16 protein-coding genes are annotated in these 18,068 nt (G+C 70.9%); 4 read left to right on the forward strand and 12 right to left on the reverse strand.

What is annotated here, in order from left to right; genetic code table 11:
- Window positions 1-47 precede the first annotated feature (47 nt).
- From gcvP to xth, 3 genes are all read left to right on the forward strand, one after another.
- Complete coding sequence (gene gcvP / locus U3649_RS16160; RefSeq protein ID WP_407352321.1) at window positions 48-2,939, forward strand: aminomethyl-transferring glycine dehydrogenase; 2,892 nt, start codon at window positions 48-50, stop codon at window positions 2,937-2,939.
- Between the two features lie 154 nt (window positions 2,940-3,093).
- Window positions 3,094-3,516 (forward strand): hypothetical protein, encoded by a 423-nt coding sequence (locus tag U3649_RS16165; RefSeq protein WP_407352322.1) that lies wholly within the window; start codon window positions 3,094-3,096, stop codon window positions 3,514-3,516.
- 78 nt (window positions 3,517-3,594) lie between these two features.
- Window positions 3,595-4,422, forward strand: coding sequence for an exodeoxyribonuclease III (xth, locus tag U3649_RS16170; protein WP_407352323.1), 828 nt, complete (start codon window positions 3,595-3,597; stop codon window positions 4,420-4,422).
- Between the two features lie 67 nt (window positions 4,423-4,489).
- Here xth and U3649_RS16175 read toward each other — a convergent pair whose 3' ends face one another.
- The gene (locus tag U3649_RS16175) at window positions 4,490-5,449 is read right to left on the reverse strand and encodes a helix-turn-helix transcriptional regulator (RefSeq protein WP_407352324.1); all 960 of its coding nucleotides are present in this window, start codon (window positions 5,447-5,449) and stop codon (window positions 4,490-4,492) included.
- 104 nt (window positions 5,450-5,553) lie between these two features.
- Here U3649_RS16175 and U3649_RS16180 point away from each other — a divergent pair, with 104 nt between their 5' ends.
- Window positions 5,554-6,183, forward strand: coding sequence for a glutathione S-transferase family protein (locus tag U3649_RS16180; RefSeq protein ID WP_407352325.1), 630 nt, complete (start codon window positions 5,554-5,556; stop codon window positions 6,181-6,183).
- Between the two features lie 34 nt (window positions 6,184-6,217).
- Here U3649_RS16180 and U3649_RS16185 read toward each other — a convergent pair whose 3' ends face one another.
- The 11 genes from U3649_RS16185 to U3649_RS16235 all read right to left on the reverse strand — a co-directional run bounded on the left by U3649_RS16185 (window position 6,218) and on the right by U3649_RS16235 (window position 18,015).
- The gene (locus tag U3649_RS16185) at window positions 6,218-6,802 is read right to left on the reverse strand and encodes an alpha-ketoglutarate-dependent dioxygenase AlkB (RefSeq protein WP_407352326.1); all 585 of its coding nucleotides are present in this window, start codon (window positions 6,800-6,802) and stop codon (window positions 6,218-6,220) included.
- 13 nt (window positions 6,803-6,815) lie between these two features.
- Entirely contained in the window at window positions 6,816-8,246 is a 1,431-nt protein-coding gene (locus U3649_RS16190) for an MFS transporter (RefSeq protein ID WP_407352327.1), read from the reverse strand.
- A 593-nt stretch (window positions 8,247-8,839) separates the two neighbouring features.
- Entirely contained in the window at window positions 8,840-9,055 is a 216-nt protein-coding gene (locus tag U3649_RS16195; protein ID WP_407352328.1) for a hypothetical protein, read from the reverse strand.
- A gap of 186 nt (window positions 9,056-9,241) precedes the next feature.
- On the reverse strand, window positions 9,242-10,534 hold the full coding sequence (locus U3649_RS16200) for an adenylosuccinate synthase (protein ID WP_407352329.1): 1,293 nt from the start codon (window positions 10,532-10,534) through the stop codon (window positions 9,242-9,244).
- Between the two features lie 390 nt (window positions 10,535-10,924).
- A complete protein-coding gene (locus tag U3649_RS16205; RefSeq protein WP_407352330.1) occupies window positions 10,925-11,113 on the reverse strand; it encodes a DUF2065 domain-containing protein in 189 nt (62 codons plus the stop codon).
- Window positions 11,110-11,976 (reverse strand): protease modulator HflC, encoded by an 867-nt coding sequence (gene hflC, locus U3649_RS16210; RefSeq protein ID WP_407352331.1) that lies wholly within the window; start codon window positions 11,974-11,976, stop codon window positions 11,110-11,112. The genes U3649_RS16205 and hflC overlap by 4 nt, the downstream gene beginning before the upstream one ends.
- Window positions 11,973-13,121, reverse strand: coding sequence for an FtsH protease activity modulator HflK (hflK, locus tag U3649_RS16215; protein WP_407352332.1), 1,149 nt, complete (start codon window positions 13,119-13,121; stop codon window positions 11,973-11,975). The genes hflC and hflK overlap by 4 nt, the downstream gene beginning before the upstream one ends.
- Before the next feature lie 279 nt (window positions 13,122-13,400).
- On the reverse strand, window positions 13,401-14,783 hold the full coding sequence (hflX, locus tag U3649_RS16220) for a ribosome rescue GTPase HflX (protein WP_407352333.1): 1,383 nt from the start codon (window positions 14,781-14,783) through the stop codon (window positions 13,401-13,403).
- A 97-nt stretch (window positions 14,784-14,880) separates the two neighbouring features.
- Window positions 14,881-15,168 carry an RNA chaperone Hfq gene (gene hfq, locus U3649_RS16225; RefSeq protein WP_407352334.1) on the reverse strand — a complete coding sequence of 96 codons (288 nt, stop codon included), beginning with the start codon at window positions 15,166-15,168 and terminating at the stop codon, window positions 14,881-14,883.
- A gap of 172 nt (window positions 15,169-15,340) precedes the next feature.
- Window positions 15,341-16,297: a tRNA (adenosine(37)-N6)-dimethylallyltransferase MiaA gene (miaA, locus tag U3649_RS16230; protein ID WP_407354644.1), complete on the reverse strand. Its 957-nt coding sequence runs from the start codon at window positions 16,295-16,297 to the stop codon at window positions 15,341-15,343.
- A gap of 77 nt (window positions 16,298-16,374) precedes the next feature.
- Window positions 16,375-18,015, reverse strand: a complete 1,641-nt coding sequence (locus tag U3649_RS16235) for an acyl-CoA dehydrogenase family protein (protein ID WP_407352335.1) — start codon at window positions 18,013-18,015, stop codon at window positions 16,375-16,377.
- Window positions 18,016-18,068: the final 53 nt, after the last annotated feature.

The following is an 18,068-nucleotide window of genomic DNA, read 5'->3' on the forward strand; positions in this document are numbered from 1 at the left end:
GCGTGCAGCCGCACGCGGCCCTTTCGCGCCCGCCAGAGTCCCATGCCATGTCCCAGTCCACCTCCCTCCGCTCGCTCGAGCAGCACGATGCGTTCGTTGCGCGTCACATCGGCCCCAACGACGCCGAGATCGCGCAGATGCTCGAAGTGGTCGGTTTCGATTCGCTGGAGTCGCTCACCGATGCGATCGTGCCGGGTTCCATCCGCACCCGCGACCCGCTGGCCCTCCCCGAATCGGTGACCGAGGAAGAGGCGCTGGCGCGCATCCGCCAGGTGGCCGATCGCAACCGGGTGTTCCGCAGCTTCATCGGCCAGGGCTACCACGGCACCCATACCCCGAACGTCATCCTGCGCAACATCCTGGAGAACCCGGCCTGGTACACCGCTTACACCCCTTACCAGGCGGAGATCTCGCAGGGCCGGCTGGAGGCGCTGATCAACTTCCAGACCATGTGCGCCGATCTCACCGGCATGGAGATCGCCAACGCCTCGCTGCTGGACGAGGCCACCGCCGCGGCCGAGGCGATGACCCTGGCGCGGCGCATGTCGAAGGCGAAGTCGGACGTGTTCTTCGTTTCCTCCGGCGTGCACCCGCAGACCGTCGAGGTGCTGCGCACCCGTGCCGAGCCGCTGGGCATCGAACTGCTGATCGGCGACGACGACAAGGCCGCCGACGCGGACGTCTTCGGCGTGCTGCTGCAGTACCCGGACACCTTCGGCCGCGCCCGCGACTACGCCGCGCTGGCCGATGCGGTGCACGCGCGCCAGGGCGTGGTGTGCGCGGCGGTGGATCTGCTCGCCCTCACTCTGCTCCGGGCGCCGGGCGAATGGGGCGCCGACGTCGTGGTCGGCAACACCCAGCGCTTCGGCGTGCCGTTCGGCTTCGGCGGGCCGCACGCGGCCTTCATGGCCTGCCGCGACGCCTACAAGCGCTCGATGCCGGGCCGCCTGATCGGCGCGTCGATCGACGCCGAGGGCAATCCCGCCTACCGCCTTACCCTGCAGACCCGCGAGCAGCACATCCGCCGCGAGAAGGCCACCAGCAACATCTGCACGGCGCAGGTGCTGCTGGCGGTGATGGCCAGCATGTACGCGGTCTACCACGGCCCCGACGGCCTGGTACGCATCGCCCGCCGCACCCATCGCTTCGCGGCCATCCTGGCCGCCGCGCTGCGCGGGGCCGGGATCGCCGTGGGCGGCGACTTCTTCGACACCCTGCACGTGACCGGCATCGATGCGGGCGAAGTGCACGCGCGCGCCGGCGACGCCGGCATCAACCTGCGCCGCATCGACGCGGACAACCTGGGCATCAGCCTGGGCGAGACCACCACCCGCGAGGACGTCACCCGCCTGGCCGGGCTGTTCGGGGTGGAGCTGGGCGACCTGGACGCGCTGGACGCGGCCACGTCCGATGCCCTGCCGGCGGCGCTGCTGCGCACCTCGGACTTCCTCACCCACCCGGTGTTCAACACCCACCACTCCGAGCACGAGCTGCTGCGCTACCTGCGCACCCTGGCCGACCGCGACCTGGCGCTGGACCGCACCATGATCCCGCTGGGTTCGTGCACCATGAAGCTCAACGCCACGGCCGAGATGATTCCGGTCACCTGGCCGGAATTCGCCCACATCCATCCGCTGGCGCCGCCGGAGCAGACCCAGGGCTACCGCGAGCTGATCGAGGGCCTGGAGGCGATGCTGGTGGCCTGCACCGGCTACGACAACGTCAGCCTGCAGCCCAACTCCGGCGCGCAGGGCGAGTACGCCGGGCTGCTGGCGATCCGCGCCTGGCACCGGGCGCGCGGCGAGGGGCAGCGCGACATCTGCCTGATCCCCGAATCCGCGCACGGCACCAATCCGGCCTCGGCGCAGCTGTGCGGGATGAAGGTGGTGGTGACCCGCTGCGACAAGGACGGCAACGCCGACGTGGCCGACATCCGCGCCAAGGCCGAGCAGTATTCCGACCGCCTGGCCGCGATCATGATGACCTACCCGTCCACCCACGGCGTGTTCGAGGAGGACGTGGTGGAGATCTGCGAGGTCGTCCACGCCCATGGCGGCCAGGTCTATACCGACGGCGCCAACCTCAACGCCATCCTCGGCCTGGCGCAGCCGGGCAAATGGGGCTCGGACGTGTCGCACCTCAATCTGCACAAGACCTTCTGCATCCCGCACGGCGGCGGCGGGCCGGGCGTGGGCCCGTGCGCGGTGAAGTCGCACCTGGCGCCGTACCTGCCGGGCGCGTTCACGCCCGAGGGCGGCAGCGAGCGCACCGGCGGCGTCGGCAACGGCGGCATGGTCAGCGCCGCCACCTACGGCAGCGCCAGCATCCTGCCGATCAGCTGGATGTACATCACCCTCATGGGCCGCGAGGGCCTGCGCAAGGCCAGCCAGGTGGCGATGCTCAACGCCAACTACGTGTCCAGGCGCCTTGCGGACCACTACCCCACTCTCTACAGCGGCCGCAACGGGCTGGTCGCGCACGAGTGCATCCTTGATCTGCGCCCGATCAAGGACGCCACCGGCATCACCGCCGAGGACGTGGCCAAGCGCCTGATCGACTTCGGCTTCCACGCCCCGACGTTGAGCTTCCCGGTGGCCGGCACGCTGATGGTGGAGCCGACCGAGAGCGAATCGCTGCACGAGCTGGACCGTTTCTGCGACGCGATGATCGAGATCCGCGAGGAGATCCGCGCCATCGAGGACGGCCGCCTGGACCGTGACGACAACCCGCTCAGGCACGCGCCGCACACCGCCGCGATGGTGGCCGGCAGCGAGTGGACCCACGCCTACCCGCGCGAACTGGCGGCGTTCCCGCTGCCGGTGCTCAGGCAGGTCAAGTACTGGCCGCCGGTGGCGCGCGTGGACAACGTGTACGGCGACAAGAACATCATGTGCGCCTGCATTCCGGTCGACGCGTACAGGGAAGATGCCGAGGCCTGATCGCTCGATCGCGACGCGTGAATTGATACGCGCTGCCCGTTCCCTTCGAAACGACCGGTCCGGTCACCGGCCGGTGGCCGCGCGCCCGTTCACACGTCCATGATCGCCGCCCGTGTACCTCCGGGTGCGTGCATTTCGACCCGAGGAGGACGCCATGCCACGCGGAGACAAGTCCAGCTACACCGACAAGCAGAAGCGCAAGGCGGAACACATCGAGCAGAGCGCCAAGGAACGCGGCCGCAGCGAAGAGGCTGCCGAGCGCATCGCCTGGGCCACGGTGAACAAGAAGGACGGCGGCGGCAAGAAGACCGCGAAGAAGGCTACGAAGAAGGCGACAAAGAAGAGCGCCAAGAAGGCCGCGAAGAAATCGGGCGGCAGGAAGGCGGCGAAGAAAGCCACCAGAAAGGCGACCAAGAAGACGGCAAAGAAGGGAACGAAGACGGCGGCGAAGAAGACCGCAAGGAAGAAAACCGGCAAATCCCCGCGCAAGGCCGCCAAGAAGTCGGGCCGCAAGCAGGCCGCGAAGAAGGGCGGACGCAAGGCCGCGGCCAAGAAGCGTGCAAGCCGGCGCTCCTGAGCACTCGGCCGGGATGCGGGCAACACGCCGGCGCCGCCCGGCCGCGGCGGTCATCCCGCCCTTGCCGTCGGAGGCGACGTGACCCGCGCGCTCAAGATCGCCACCTTCAACGTCAACGGCATCCGTTCCCGGTTGCCGCACCTGCTGCAGTGGCTCGAAAAGGAACGACCCGACGTCGCCTGCCTGCAGGAACTCAAGGCGCCCGATGACAATTTCCCGGCCGCCGAACTCGAGCGCGCCGGCTACGGCGCCCTGTGGGTGGGGCAACGCTCCTGGAACGGGGTGGCCGTGCTCGCCCGTGACGCGCAACCGGTCGAAAGCCGCCGTGCCCTGCCCGGCGACCGCGAGGACGAACAGAGCCGCTATCTGGAAGCGGCCGCGCACGGCGTTCTCGTCGCCTGCCTGTACCTGCCCAACGGCAATCCGCAGCCGGGCCCGAAGTTCGACTACAAGCTGCGTTGGTTCGAACGCCTGATCCGCCACGCACGGGCGCTGTACGGGAACGGGCACCCGGTGATGCTGGCCGGCGACTTCAACGTGGTTCCCACCGACGACGACATCTACGACCCCACCCACTGGCGCAAGGACGCGCTGCTGCAGCCGGAATCCCGCCGCTGCTGGCAGCGCCTGCTGAAACAGGGCTGGACCGACGCCCTGCGCACGGTGCACCCGGATGCGCGCATCTATACCTTCTGGGACTACTTCCGCCGGCACTGGCAGCGCGATGCGGGCCTGCGCATCGACCACCTGCTGCTCAATGCCGAACTGCACCCGCGGCTGCTCGATGCCGGCGTCGACCGCTGGGTACGCGCATTGGAGAAGGCCAGCGACCACGCACCGGCATGGGTCACGCTGAAGAAGCCGGCGCCGGCGGCGAAGCCCGCACGCAGGACCGCCAGGAGCTGACGCGCGGGCACCAGGTCCCCGCCGTCCGGGACCCCGTCCCTACTCGGACGGCGCCGACTCGCCGTCGTCAGCCCCGCGCCACCGCGCGCGCGAGCCGCTCCGCCATCGCCTGCATGTACGCGACCAGTTCCGGCGGCTCGCGCACCTCGAACTCCACCCCGAGCGCGGCGATATGGCCCGCCAGCATCTCCAGCGACTGCGCGCCGGATTCCAGCAGACAATGCGCGTCGTCGATGCGCGACAGGCTCGCCGCCAGCGGCGGGACCGACTCGACCATGCGCGCCAGCGGCGCGTGCAGCACGATCCGCGCCTGCACCGGATACGCGCCGGTCGAGACCGTGCGCGACACGTAGGCGGCCAGGTCGCCGCCCGGGATGGCGCGCGGCGCGAAGCGCTGGCCGGCGACGATCCGGCCGGCGATGCGGTCGACGCGGAACGTGCGCCAGTCGTCCCGATCGAGATCCCAGCCGACCAGGTACCAGCGCGCGCCCGCGCAGACCACGCCGTGCGGTTCCAGGCGGCGCTCGCTGGCGCGGCCGTCATGGTCCTGGTAGCGGAACGTCAATCGCTCCTCGCCGCGGCAGGCGCCTGCCAGCCTGGTCAGCACGCCGGCGTGCACGCGCGGCCCGGCGATGCCCAGCGGCGCCACCGCCGCATGCAGCGCGCGTACCCGCTTGCGCAGCCGCACCGGAAGCACCTGTTCCAGCTTGACCAGCGCGCGCACCGCGGCCTCCTCCATGCCGGTCACGGTGCCGGTCGCCGCCATGCGCAGGCCGAGCGACACCGCCAAGGCCTCGTCGTCCTCCAGCAGCAGCGGCGGCAGCGTCGCGCCCGCGCCCAACCGGTAGCCGCCCGCCAGCCCGGTACTGGACCGCACCGGATAGCCCAGGCTGCGCAGGCGATCCATGTCGCGGCGCACGGTACGCGCGGTGACCTGCATGCGCTCGGCCAGGTCCGCACCGGACCAGAAACGGCGGGTCTGCAGCAACGCAAGCAGGCGCAGGAGGCGGGCAGAGGTGTCGAGCATGTGGAGATGATCGCGCAGGTCGAGGACCGGAACTGTCCTCAATGATTGCTAGCTTACCTGCACCCGCGGCCGCACCCGGCAGCCCACACCACCAGGAGAACCCCATGTCACTGACCCTCTACGCCGCTCCCATGTCCAGCGCCACCCCGGTGGTCTGCGCCCTGGCCGAACTGGATATTCCCTGCGAGATCGTCATGCTCGACCTGCAGGCCGGCGACCAGAAGAAGCCGGACTATCTCGCCCTCAACCCCAACGGCGTGGTGCCGACCCTGGTGGTGGATGGCACGCCGATGTTCGAGGCGGTGGCGATCATGCAATGGCTGGGCGACCGCTACGGCGTCGATCGCGGCCTGTGGCCCGCCGCCGATACGCCCGAACGGCTGACGGCCCTGTCGTGGACGACGTGGGCGTACGTGACCTACGGCACGATGATCAACATCCTCAACTACGCGCAGAGCCCGCACGCCGACCCGGCGCTGCACCACCCGCCGCTGGCGAAGCATGCACAGGGCGAGTTCGACAAGCTGCTCTCGCGCCTCGACGCCCGCGTGTCCGAACGGCCCTACCTGCTCGGCGACGCCTATTCGCTGGCCGACATGATCGTCGCCAGCGTGGTCACCTACAGCACCTATTGCGGCGTTTCGCTGGAAGGGCATCCGCACGTCGTGGCCTGGGCGGAGCGTTTCCAGGCACGCCCGGCGTACCGGAAGACATGGGAAGCAGCGGCGCCATAGCGCGGGAAGATCCGGCAACGGCCGCATCGTCCGATCAGTCGGGAAGATGCGTCTCCGGCCGCACGCGGAACACCACGCTCATGCGCGGGCCTACCGGTTTCGCGGTCTTGGGAATGCCGTGCTCGTGGGTGAGCTGGGACGCATGGCTCATGCCGAGCAGGCTGCCGTGGGCCAGATCGACGTCGATGCGCCCGCGGTCGCCGCCCTTGGCGCGGATCAGCATGCGGCGCGGATGGCCGAGCGAGAGCAGCGCGATCGGCTGGCCGGGGACGATGGTGTGCAGCTTGTCGTTGTGCATGGCGACGCTGTCGCTGCCGTCGCGGTAGAGGTTGAGGCCGACGGCGTTGTACGGCGCAGGCACGGTGGCCTGTACGCGGGCGAGGATCTCGGCCAGCGGCAGCACCGGCGGCAGGGCGTCGGTGCGGTAGGCGGCGAGCAGCCGCGGCACGTCGACGACGCGGTCGTACATCTTGCGGCGTTCGCTGTGCCAGTCGGCGTGCTGCCGCAGGACGCGGAACCAGGCGTCGGCGTCGGCCGCGCCGGCGAAGGCGGGCCAGTAGCGGATGCCGCCTTCGGCGTCGTCGAGCAGGGTCTGCGGCGGGGAAGCGAAGAGCTCCATGTCCGTGCTCCGGTCAGGTCCCGGGCCGCGCCACCGGCTTGGGTTCGGTCATCTCCTCTCCCGACCGTGCGCGGCCGGACATCTCGGCGCCGGCGTCGGGCGCCAGGCGCAGCATCGCCAGCACCGAGCTGGCCGAAATCAGCCCCACCGTCAGGAACGCGAAGCCGAAGTTCGTCACCGTGCCCATCGGATCGCCGGTGGCCGCGCTCGCCACGCTCAGCGCATAGCCGCCGACGGTGATGCCCAGCGCCAGCGACGCCTGTTGCGCCATCGCCGCCAGGCTGCTGGCCTGGCTCATGCGCTCGGGTTCGATGTCGGCGTAGACGATCGCGTTGAGGCTGGTGAACTGCAGCGAGCGGAAGCAGCCGCTGACCAGCAGCACGCCGATCATCAGCGGATACGGGGTGTCCGCGCGGAACAGCCCGAACCCGCACAGCAGCGCCGAGGCGATCAGCGCGTTGATCACCAGCACGCGGCGGAAGCCGAAACGCCGCAGGATCGCCGGCGCCACCGTCTTCATGAACATCGCGCCGGCGGCCGAGGTGAACGTGATCAGGCCCGATTCCAGCGGGTTGAGCCCGAACCCCAGCTGCAGCATCAGCGGCAGCAGGAACGGCGTGGCGCCGATGCCGATGCGGAACAGCGAACCGCCGATCACGCCGTTGCGGAACGTCGACAGCCGGAACAGGTCCAGCCGCAGCAGCGGATGCGGGTGCCGCCGCGCGTGCAGCGCGTACAGCGCCAGCGCGACCAGCCCCAGCAACGCGCAGCCCAGCGCCAGCGGCGTGCTCACCAATTGCCGGCCCACCGAGGCGAAGCCGAAGATCGTCAGCGCCAGTCCCAGGCTCGACAGCGCGAACCCGCGCCAGTCCAGCGGCCCGACCGCCGAGCGCAGCAGCGGGATGTGCCGCCACGCCAGCCAGATGCCGAGCAGCCCCATGGGGATGTTGATCAGGAAGATGAAACGCCAGTGGCTGTAGGTGGTGATGAAGCCGCCCAGTACCGGCCCCAGCATCGGCCCCAGCAGCGCCGGGATGGTCAGCCAGCTCAGCGCGCGCACCAGCTCGGCCTTGGGCACGCTGCGCAGCAAGACCAGGCGTCCGACCGGCACCATCATCGCCCCGCCCATGCCCTGCACGAACCGCGCCGCCACCAGCTCGCCCAGCGAACCCGATGCCGCGCAGGCGAGCGAACCGAGCAGGAACACCCCGATCGCCGCCATGAAGGTCGGGCGCGCGCCGAAGCGGTCCGCCACCCAGCCGCTGACCGGGATGAACACCGCCAGCGCCAGCATGTAGGTGGTCAACGCCAGCTTCAGCGCCACCGGCGCCACGCCCAGGTCCGCCGCGATCTGCGGCAACGAGGTCGAGATCGCCGTGGCATCCATGTTCTCGATGAACAACGCGGTCGCGACGATCAGGGGCAGCAGGCGTTCTGGTCTCAAGGCGGAGGCAGGGGGGACGGTCAGTTGGGCCGTCCATTGTCGCCTGTCCGGCCATGCACCGCCGTGAGCGGCTCTGCGTCCCGGTGGCAGGAAGCGCGGAACCTCGACAGTTCCGGCTTGCCCGGCGTCAGCCTCCCATCAACCCGCCGCCCATCGCACCGGGCAGATCGGTCGGCGCCTTCTTCTTGATGTCGGACTCGTCGGCCTGCGCATCCGCGTCCTTGTCGGGCCGCTCGCCGGCCTTGTCGTTGCCGCGTTCGTCTTCAGGCTGCCGCGGTGCCGTCTCGTCGGTCCGGTCGTCGTCTCTCGGCCTGGTCCTCGTCGCCCTGAACCGCCACCTGCCGGGCCGGTCGCGTGTCCTGCCGTGCTTCGCGTCAGTGGTCTTTCCTTCGGTTCGTCATCGCACGCTCCTCCGCCTATTTCTGCGCACTGTCTTCTGCGCATGGGTTCCGACCGGCCCGCCCGTCGCGATCACGTGCGCTCCGGCTGCGGCGAGCCCCTGGTCGCGGTCGGCGCGCTCGGGCACCTCGAGCGTCCGGTCGAGCACCAAGCTTCGGCGTGCCCGCGTCAATGCGCCGCGAATTGCCGGCGCCTCAGCGGCGCTGATCGGAGCCGCTGTCGCCGAGGTCGTCCTTGATGTCGCCTTCGTAGTCGCGGATCTCCTCGTCGGGATCGCCCGGATCGGGCCGGCGGGCACCGGGTGGGGGCGACATGGGCGGTTCGAGGATGTCCTTGCCGCCGCGTTCACGATCGGCCGCCGGGGCTTCCTGCTCGGTCTCGCTCGGGCTTTGGCGCGGGTCTGCGTTCATCGGCCATCTCGACATGGGAAGAGCGACGAGGCTAGCGGCTCCGGAGTGAGCGCGGCGCGTGCGTCACGTATGCGGCATCTTCACGATCGGGCGGCGACGGCCGGCGATTCTGGGGTCCGTCCCCGAGCAGCCGGCATGGCGGCCAGGACCAGGACCGGGCGGGTCCGCGTCCACATGCGCATCGCCTCAGGCGAACGGATCCTGCAGCACGATGTTGGCGTCGCGGTCGGGCCCGGTGCTGACCATCGCCAGCGGGCTGCCCGACAGTTCCTCGAGCGCACGCAGGTAGGCGCGCGCGGCAGGCGGCAGCCGGTCCCATTCGGTGATGCCATGGGTGCTCTCCTGCCAGCCCGGGAACTCCAGGTACACCGGCTCGCACTCGTCCCAGCCGGCGGCGTCGAGCGGCGCGTACTCGGTCTCCTTGCCGCGATAGCGGTAGGCGATGCAGACCTTCAGGCTCGGCAGGCCGTCGAGCACGTCGAGCTTGGTGATGCACAGGCCGCTGATGCCGTTGATGGCCACCGCGCGCTTGAGCGCGACCAGGTCGATCCAGCCGCAGCGGCGCGGGCGGCCGGTAGTGGCGCCGAACTCCTGGCCGCGTTCGGCGATCGTCTTGCCGATGTCGTCGTGCAGCTCGGTCGGGAACGGGCCGCCGCCGACGCGCGTGGCGTAGGCCTTGGCGATGCCGAGCACGTAGTCGATCGCGTCCGCGCCCACACCGGCGCCGGCGAGCGCGCCGCCGATGGTGGTGTTGGACGAGGTGACGTAGGGATAGGTGCCATGGTCGATGTCGAGCAGCGAGCCCTGTGCGCCCTCGAACAGCACGCGCTGGCCCTGCTTGCGCAGGTCGTGGAGGATGCCGGCGACGTCCGACTTCATCGGCTGCACGTACTCGCCGAAGGCCAGCGCCTCGTCGAGGGTCTGCTGGTAGTCCACCGCGTCGACGCCGAGGAACTTCGTCAGCACGAAGTTGTGGTAGTCCATGGTGCTGCGGAGCTTCTCGGCCAGCTGCTCGGGATAGTGCAGGTCGGCCACGCGGATGCCGCGGCGCGCGGCCTTGTCCTCATAGGCGGGGCCGATGCCGCGGCCGGTGGTGCCGATCGCGGCGCCGCCGGCGGCCTTCTCGCGCGCCTGATCGAGCGCGATGTGGTACGGCATGATCAGCGGCGTGGCCGGGCTGATCTTCAGCCGCGAACGCACGTCGATGCCTTCGGCCTCGAGTTCGTCGATCTCCTTGCGCAGCGCGGCGGGGCTGAGCACCACGCCGTTGCCGATCAGGCACAGGGCGTCCTTGCGCAGGATGCCCGACGGGATCAGGTGCAGCACGGTCTTCTTGCCGCCGATGACCAGGGTGTGGCCGGCGTTGTGGCCGCCCTGGAAGCGCACCACGGCGCCGATCCGCTCGGTGAGCAGGTCGACGATCTTGCCCTTGCCTTCATCGCCCCACTGGGCACCGAGAACGACGACTGACTGACCCATGGGGGACTCCTGGCTGTTCGTGCAGGAGCGGACCGTGCCGCGCCTGTGCAGTGGGCGCGAAAGGTTCGCGGTATCGCGGCCATGGGCCGCTCCTGTGGGGGTGGATCACGATTGGTTGGGCATGGAAAAAGCCGGCGGGCAAAGGGCCCGTCCGGCTTTTGTGCATTATCCGGGATTGCTGAGGGAATGCCACCCTTGCGCTGGGTGGCCGAGGCGCGGCAGCGGCTGGCGCTATCGACGCGTCGCGACCTCCCGGCGGCGGCATGCCGCCGCCACTCCTACAAGGCAGGTCGAGCTTGCGGGGCACCACCGCCTCGCTCCGGTGGGAGCGGCAGTGACGACATGTCGCCGCCGGGAAGTCGCGGCCGGGACCAGCGCGCCGGGGGCGGATCAGCTGCCGCGGATCAGGTACAGCCCCACCACGCCGGCGGCCAGGACGATGCCGCCGATGACGCGCAGCTGGCGGTCGGGCATCGCCAGCATCTGCTCGGCGGCGCGCTTCCAGCCGCGGGGAGCGGCGAACAGCATCAGGCCCTCCAGCACCGCCACCAGGCAGAGGGCCGCCCACAGGTCGCTCATCGATCGCTGCGCATGTACTGCAGGAACGGATCGTCGCGCTCGAGCACGATCACCGCGTCGCCGTCGTCGAACGACTCGCGGTACGCCTCCAGGCTGCGCTGGAAGGCGAAGAACGACGGATCGCGGGTGGCGGCCTCGCCGTAGATGCGGGTGGCCTCCGCGTCGCCCTCGCCTCGCAGCGTCTGCGCGTCGCGCTCGGCCTCGGCCAGGATCACGGCCTGGTCGCGGTCGGCGGTGGCGCGGATCTGCCGGGCCTGCTCCTCGCCCTCGGCGCGCAGGCGCGCGGCCACCTGGTTGCGCTCGGCGCGCATGCGGTTGTAGACCTGCCCGATCACCTCGCTGTCGGTCGGCAGGTCGATCTGCTTGAGGCGGATGTCGATGATCCGCATGCCGAGGTTCTTGGCGCCCTCGTTGATCGACTGCAGCTGCCGGGCGATCACTTCGCTGCGGTCGCCGGAGACCAGCTGGGTCAGGGTGCGGGCGTTGATCTCGTTGCGCAACGAGTCCTTGATGATCGGCGCCAGGCGGTCGCTGGCGTTCTCCTCGTCACCGGCGGTGGCGCGGTAGAAATCGCCGACGTCCTCGATGTAGACGATCGCCACGAAGTCGACGCTGACGTCCTTTCGCTCCGAAGTCAGGTAGCGCTCCGGCGAGAAGTCGAGCGCGTTGAAACGGCGGTCGAACACGCGCGCGGTCTCGACCATCGGCCACTTGAAATGCAGGCCTGGGCCGATGTCGGTGCGCGCGACGCGGCCCAGGTGCAGCACCAGGCCGACCTGGCCTTCGCGCACCACGTACACCGAGCCCAGCAGGCCCAGCAGCAGGACGACGACCAGGACCGGGACCAGGGTGGTGATTCTCATCGCGTGCCTCCTTCGCCGCGGGTGGGCCGCGGCGTGCGCTGGCTCCGGCCCGGCTCGTCCCGGGTGGCATCGACCGTCGGCGAGAGCACCTCGGCCGGCAGCACCGGGGGATTGTTGTTGTTGGCGTCGCCGCCGCTGCCGCTGCGGCCCTGCCCGGTCATCGGCACGTAGATCAGCTGGCGGCCGTCGCCGCCGATCACCTTGCGGTTGCCGGCGAGCACCTGCTGCACGGTTTCCAGCCACAGGCGCTTGCGGGTGACCTCGGGGGCATTGCGGTACTCGTCGAGCAGCAGCGAGAACCGGGCGGCGTCACCGGTCGCACGGGCGATGGTGGCGGTCTTGTAGCCCTCGGCCACGGTGCGGGTCCGGGCGGCCTCGCCGCGCGCTTCCGGAACGATCCGGGCGGCATAGGCGCGTGCCTCGTTGACCAGGCTTTCCTGCACCTGCTGCGCGCTGTTGACCGCGTCGAAGGCGGGCTTGACCTCTTCCGGCGGGCGCGCGTCCTGCAGGTTGAGCTCGGTGACGATCAGGCCGGTGCGGTAGATGTCGAGCGAGTCCTGCAGCTGCTTGGCGGCCAGCGCCGAGAGCGGGCCGCGGGCGCCTAGCACGGTGTCGAGGTCGGAGCGGCCCACCTGCTCGCGCACCACGCCCTGGGCGACCTGCTCGAGCACGCGGGCGGCGTCGCGGGTCCCGAACAGGAACAGCTCCGGATCGCCGACGCGGTACTGCACGTTGAGCGAGACCACCACGATGTTCTCGTCGCGGGTCAGCACCGGCACCGTGTTGCTGAAGGTACGGATGCTGGTGGCGTTGACCTTGACCACGCGCTCGATCGGCCACGGCGCCTTGAAATGCGGGCCCGGCTGCATCACGCGCACCGCCTGGCCGAAGCGCAGCACCACGCCGCGCTGCTGTTCGCCGATCAGGGTGAAGGAACTGAAGGCGAGCCAGATCACCAGGGCGATGCCGATCCAGCGCAACGGCCCGCCACCGCCGCCGCCGAACAGGCCGCGCAGCGAATCGAGCAGGCCGTCGAAGGCCCCGCCGCCGCCGCCGCCGCGGCCGCTGCCGCCGGGCTTCCAGGGATTGCGATCGCTGCCGCGCGAGCCGCCGTTGTTCTTCTTGCCGGGAATGTTCCAGGCCATGCCTGCTCCAGTTGGGATCGCGCCGCGCGGCCGCCGGGGACGGGCACGGGAGGCACATTCTACTGATCTGTGGCCGCCGGTGCCCGAAGGCAAGCGCTCGTGGGTTGCGGGCCGTGTTCCGCCGGCGCTCGTCGCGGCTTCCGTCGCTCCCGCGGGCTTGCCTCACGGCTTCGCAGCTGCGGTCCCTCGCAAGCCGGCATGTCCTTGCGGCGGCGGCGACTGCATGCTGCTGCCGCCGTCGGGAAGTCGCGGCTCCGGAGCCGCGGAGGTCCGCTCAGGTCAGGCCGGCCCGCCGAGCAGAGGCCGCAGCGGTGCGCCGTCGTCCTGCGCCGCGAGCCGGGCCGCATCGGTATGCGGCAGATCGATATGCAGGTGCCAGCCGTGCTCGTCGTGGGTCTCTCCGCGCACGGCGTCCAGGTCGTGCAGGCGCGCACGCAGGCGTCCGGCGCTGGCGGGCAGCGCCAGGTCGGCGACGATCCGGCGCAGCCCCAGGTGCGCGGTGAGCGCGTTGCGCAACAGGTCGAGCCCGAGATCGTCGCGGGCCGAGATCCAGACCCGCTCGCGGCCAGGCTCGTCCGCCGCGGCCCCGTGCGGGCGATCGTGGCGCGGCGCCATCGGCGGACGCGCCCCGCCGCCGTCGCCGTCGGCTCGCACGTCGCTGGCGGGCCCGGCGCCGGCCTCCTCGCCCGCCAGCGGCAGCCGATCGATCTTGTTGAACACCAGCAGCTGCGGGATGTCGCCGGCGCCGATCTCGGCCAGCACCAGGTCGACCTGGCGGATGCGCTCGGCGCGCAGCGGATCGGCGGCGTCGACCACGTGCAGCAGCAGGTCGGCCTCGCGCGCCTCCGACAGGGTGGAGCGGAACGCGGCCACCAGTTCGTGCGGCAGGTCGCGGACGAAGCCGACGGTGTCGGCCAGCACCGCGTTGCCGCCCGGCAGCGCGATCTTGCGCACGGTCGGATCGAGGGTGGCGAACAGTTGGTCGGCGGCGTAGGCGCCGGCGCCGGTGAGGGCGTTGAACAGCGTGGACTTGCCGGCGTTGGTGTAGCCGACCAGGGCCACGCGCGGCATCTCGCTGCGCACGCGCGCGCGGCGCATCTGCGTCCGCTGCACCTCCACCTTGTCCAGCCGCCGCTGCAGCTGCTCGACGCGCTTCTGCAGCAATCGGCGGTCGGTCTCGAGCTGGGTTTCGCCCGGGCCGCGCAGGCCGATCGAACCGCCGCGCTGGCGTTCCAAGTGGGTCCAGCCGCGCACCAGGCGCGTGGCCATGTGCCGCAGCTGGGCGAGTTCGACCTGCAGCTTGCCCTCGTGGCTGCGCGCGCGCTGGGCGAAGATGTCGAGGATCAGGCCGGTGCGGTCGACCACGCGCCGCTCCAGGGCCTTCTCCAGGTTGCGTTCCTGCACCGGGCTGAGCGGGTGGTTGACCAGGATCAGGTCGGCGCCGCTGGCGTCGGCCGCGGCCTTCACCTCCTCCAGCTTGCCGCTGCCGATCAGGGTGGCCGGGTTCGGCTTGTCGATGCGCGCGCTCAGCAGCACCGCCACGGCGGCGCCGGCGGAACGGGCGAGGTCGGCGAATTCCTCCAGCGCGTCCTCGTCCGGCGGACCACCGGCATGAGGCTGGATCAGCAGGGCATGCTCGCCCTTGCGGCTGCGTTCAAACACGCGTCGGCGCCTCCATGGGCACGGTCGGAACCCTCGAATCTGGGGCCGTTCGCGGCGTTATCAAGTTCCGACCGAGTCCATGGCGGCGGCGCCCGGCTCAATCGTGGTCGTCTGACTCCGGCTCGGCCGATGCACCGTCGGCCGGCGTCGCCTGCACGTGCCCGCCGCCCGGTCCCACCCGCACGTTGCGCGCCGGCACCACGGTGGAAATGGCGTGCTTGTAGACCATCTGGCTGACGGTGTTGCGCAACAACACGACGAACTGGTCGAAGGATTCGATGGTGCCCTGCAGCTTGATGCCGTTGACCAGGTAGATCGAAACCGGCACACGCTCGCGCCGTAACGCATTCAGGAAAGGATCCTGCAAGGACTGTCCCTTGGACATGGTGTTTCCCCAGCTTGGTTATTGTTGTGGGCGGCCCGCGGCCGCATCGCCTGCCCGCTCCCCGTGGCGGCGACACGCCGATGTTACACAAATCGGAGCTGAACACTGCGCGCGGTGCGGCGGAAATCGTCTCGGCATCGTGTTTTTTTGCGCATGCACCGGTTGACCGGGGCTACCGCGTTCCCAGGAACGCATCCAAGGCCCGCTGCAGGCGCTGGCCGTCGCGCGCCGGGTCGAACCAGCGCAGGTCGCGCTCGCCCCGCAACCAGGTGTACTGGCGCTTGGCGAGCTGCCGGGTCGCGAAGATCGCGCGGTCCCGGAACTCGGCGGCACTGCCGGCGCCATCCAGGTGCTCCCACGCCTGCCGGTAGCCGACCGCGCGGATCGCCGGCAGCTCGAGCGGCCGCGGATGCGCCCGCAACTGCGGCAGCGCGCGCAGGGCGCGTACTTCGTCGAGGAAACCGGCCGCGAGCATGGCGTCGAGACGATGCTCGATCCGCCCGTGCAGGTCGGCGCGGTCGTCCGGTGCGATCGCCAGCTTCAGCACCCGGCAGGGCAGGCGCGGCGGCGCGGCGGCGCGCTGCCACGCACTGATCGGACGGCCGCTGAGCCGATACACCTCCAGCGCGCGCTGGATGCGCTGCGGATCGGTCGACCCGATGCGCGCCGCCGCTTCGGGATCGACCTCGGCCAATGCCGCATGCAGGGCCGGCCAACCGCGTGCCTGCGCCTCGGCCGCGATTCCGGCGCGCGTCGCGGGATCGGCCGGCGGCATCGGCGACAGCCCCTGCAGCAGGGCGCGGAAATACAGCCCGGTGCCGCCCGCGAGGATCGGCAGCCGGCCGCGCGCGACGATGTCGGCGATCGCCGCGCGCGCGTCCTCGGCGAACTCCGCGGCCGAGTACGTCTGCCACGGATCGCGCAGGTCGAGCAGATGGTGCGGCACCCGCGCGCGCTCTTCGGCGCCCGGCTTGGCCGCGCCTATCTCCAGGCCGCGGTACACCAGCGCGGAGTCGACGCTGACGATCTCGCCGCCATGGCGCTGCGCCCACGCCAGCGCCAGCGCGGTCTTGCCGGAGGCCGTCGGGCCCATGAGGGCGATGGCGGGAGGACGGGTGTCGGCGGGCATCTGGCTGCCGGCGTTCGAGGCGGAGTGCCCGAACGGCGCTGCATTCTGCCGCACCCGAACATTCTTCGCAGGAGCGATCAAGAAGCGGCCGCGCGATCGATCAAGGCGCCGAAGTCGACGTCCGCGGGAAGGGTGCCGAACGCCAGTCCGTGCCCGCCGCCCAGGCGGCTGCGGCAGAAACCTTCCGCGGCCGGGCTGCCGGCGCGCAGCAGCAACGCCGCCTGCAGCGCCAGCGCCAGGCGTTCCACCAGCAGGCGGGCGCCGGATTCGTGCGTGTTCGCCGGATCGGCCAGGGTCTCGCGCAGCCCGTCGGCGATGGCGTCGAGCGCCGGTTCGCGCCCGCGCGCGGCATCGAGTTCGGCCAGCACCGCCGCGCCGCTCGCCGGCTCGCGCGCCAGCGCGCGCAGCACGTCCAGGCACTGGATGTTGCCGCTGCCCTCCCAGATCGAGTTCAGCGGCGCCTGCCGGTACAGCCGCGGCAGGATCGATTCCTCGACGTAGCCGTTGCCGCCCAGGCACTCCTGGGCCTCGTTGACGAAGGCCGGCGCGCGCTTGCAGATCCAGTACTTGCCGATCGCGGTGGCGATGCGGGCGAAGGCGGCCTCGCCGGCGTCGCGCGGCGCGGCGTCGACGGCGCGCGCGACGCGCAGCGACAGCGCGAGCGCGGCCTCCGACTCGAGCGCCAGGTCCGCCAGCACGTTGCGCATCAGCGGATGCTCCACCAGGCGCTTGCCGAAGGTGGCGCGATGGCGCGCATGGTGGATCGCCTGCGCCAGCGCCATGCGCATTTCCGCGGCCGAGCCGAGCATGCAGTCCAGCCGCGTCAGCATCACCATCTCGATGATGGTGGCCACGCCGCGGCCCTCGTCGCCGATCCGGTACGCCCAGGCGTCGTCGAACTCGACCTCGCTGGAGGCATTGGACCAGTCGCCGAGCTTGTCCTTGAGCCGCAGCAGCCGGAACGCGTTGCGGGTGCCGTCGGGCCGCCAGCGCGGCAGCAGGAAGCAGCTGAGACCGCAAGGCGCCTGCGCCAGCACCAGGAAGCCGTCGGACATCGGCGCGGAAAAGAACCACTTGTGTCCCGACAGCGCGTATTCGCCGTCGGCGATCAGCGGCGTGGCGCGGGTGAGGTTGGCGCGCACGTCGCTGCCGCCCTGCTTCTCGGTCATGCCCATGCCGACGGTGACGCCGCGCTTGCCGGCGATCGGCGCGTCGTCCGGATCGTAGGCGGCCGCGATCGCCTTCTGCGCCCATTCCGCCAGCGCCGGCGCGCGCCGCAGTACCGGCACCGCGGCGTGGGTCATGGTCAGCGGGCAATTGGTACCGGCTTCGACCTGGTGGTGCAGATAGATCAATGCGGCACGCGCGACGTGCGCGCCGGGCCGCGGGTCCGACCACGAGATCGCCGCCACGCCGTGCCCGATCGCCGCACGCATCACCGCGTGGTAGTTCGGGTGGAATTCGACCCGGTCGATGCGCTGGCCGAAGCGGTCGTGGGTGCGCAGGCGCGGACGGTCGCGATTGGCGTCGAAGCCGAGCGCGTAGAGCTCGTCGCCGGCGCGTTCGCCGTAGGCGGCCAGGTCCGCCTCGAACGCCTCCCCGCCTTCGCGCGCCACCGCCTCGCGCAGCGCGACGTCCGTTGCCCAGAGATCGCAGGGCGCGAATTCGGGCGGCTGGTTCAGGGCCGCTTCGGTCGCATGCGATGAAATGGCTGCCATGGCCGGCCTCCGCTGTGTCTGCCCGCGATTCTAGAGGCCCCGGGGCGAAGACG

Origin of the sequence: Luteimonas sp. R10 (genome assembly GCF_045689605.1) — a bacterium.
GTDB lineage: Bacteria > Pseudomonadota > Gammaproteobacteria > Xanthomonadales > Xanthomonadaceae > Luteimonas.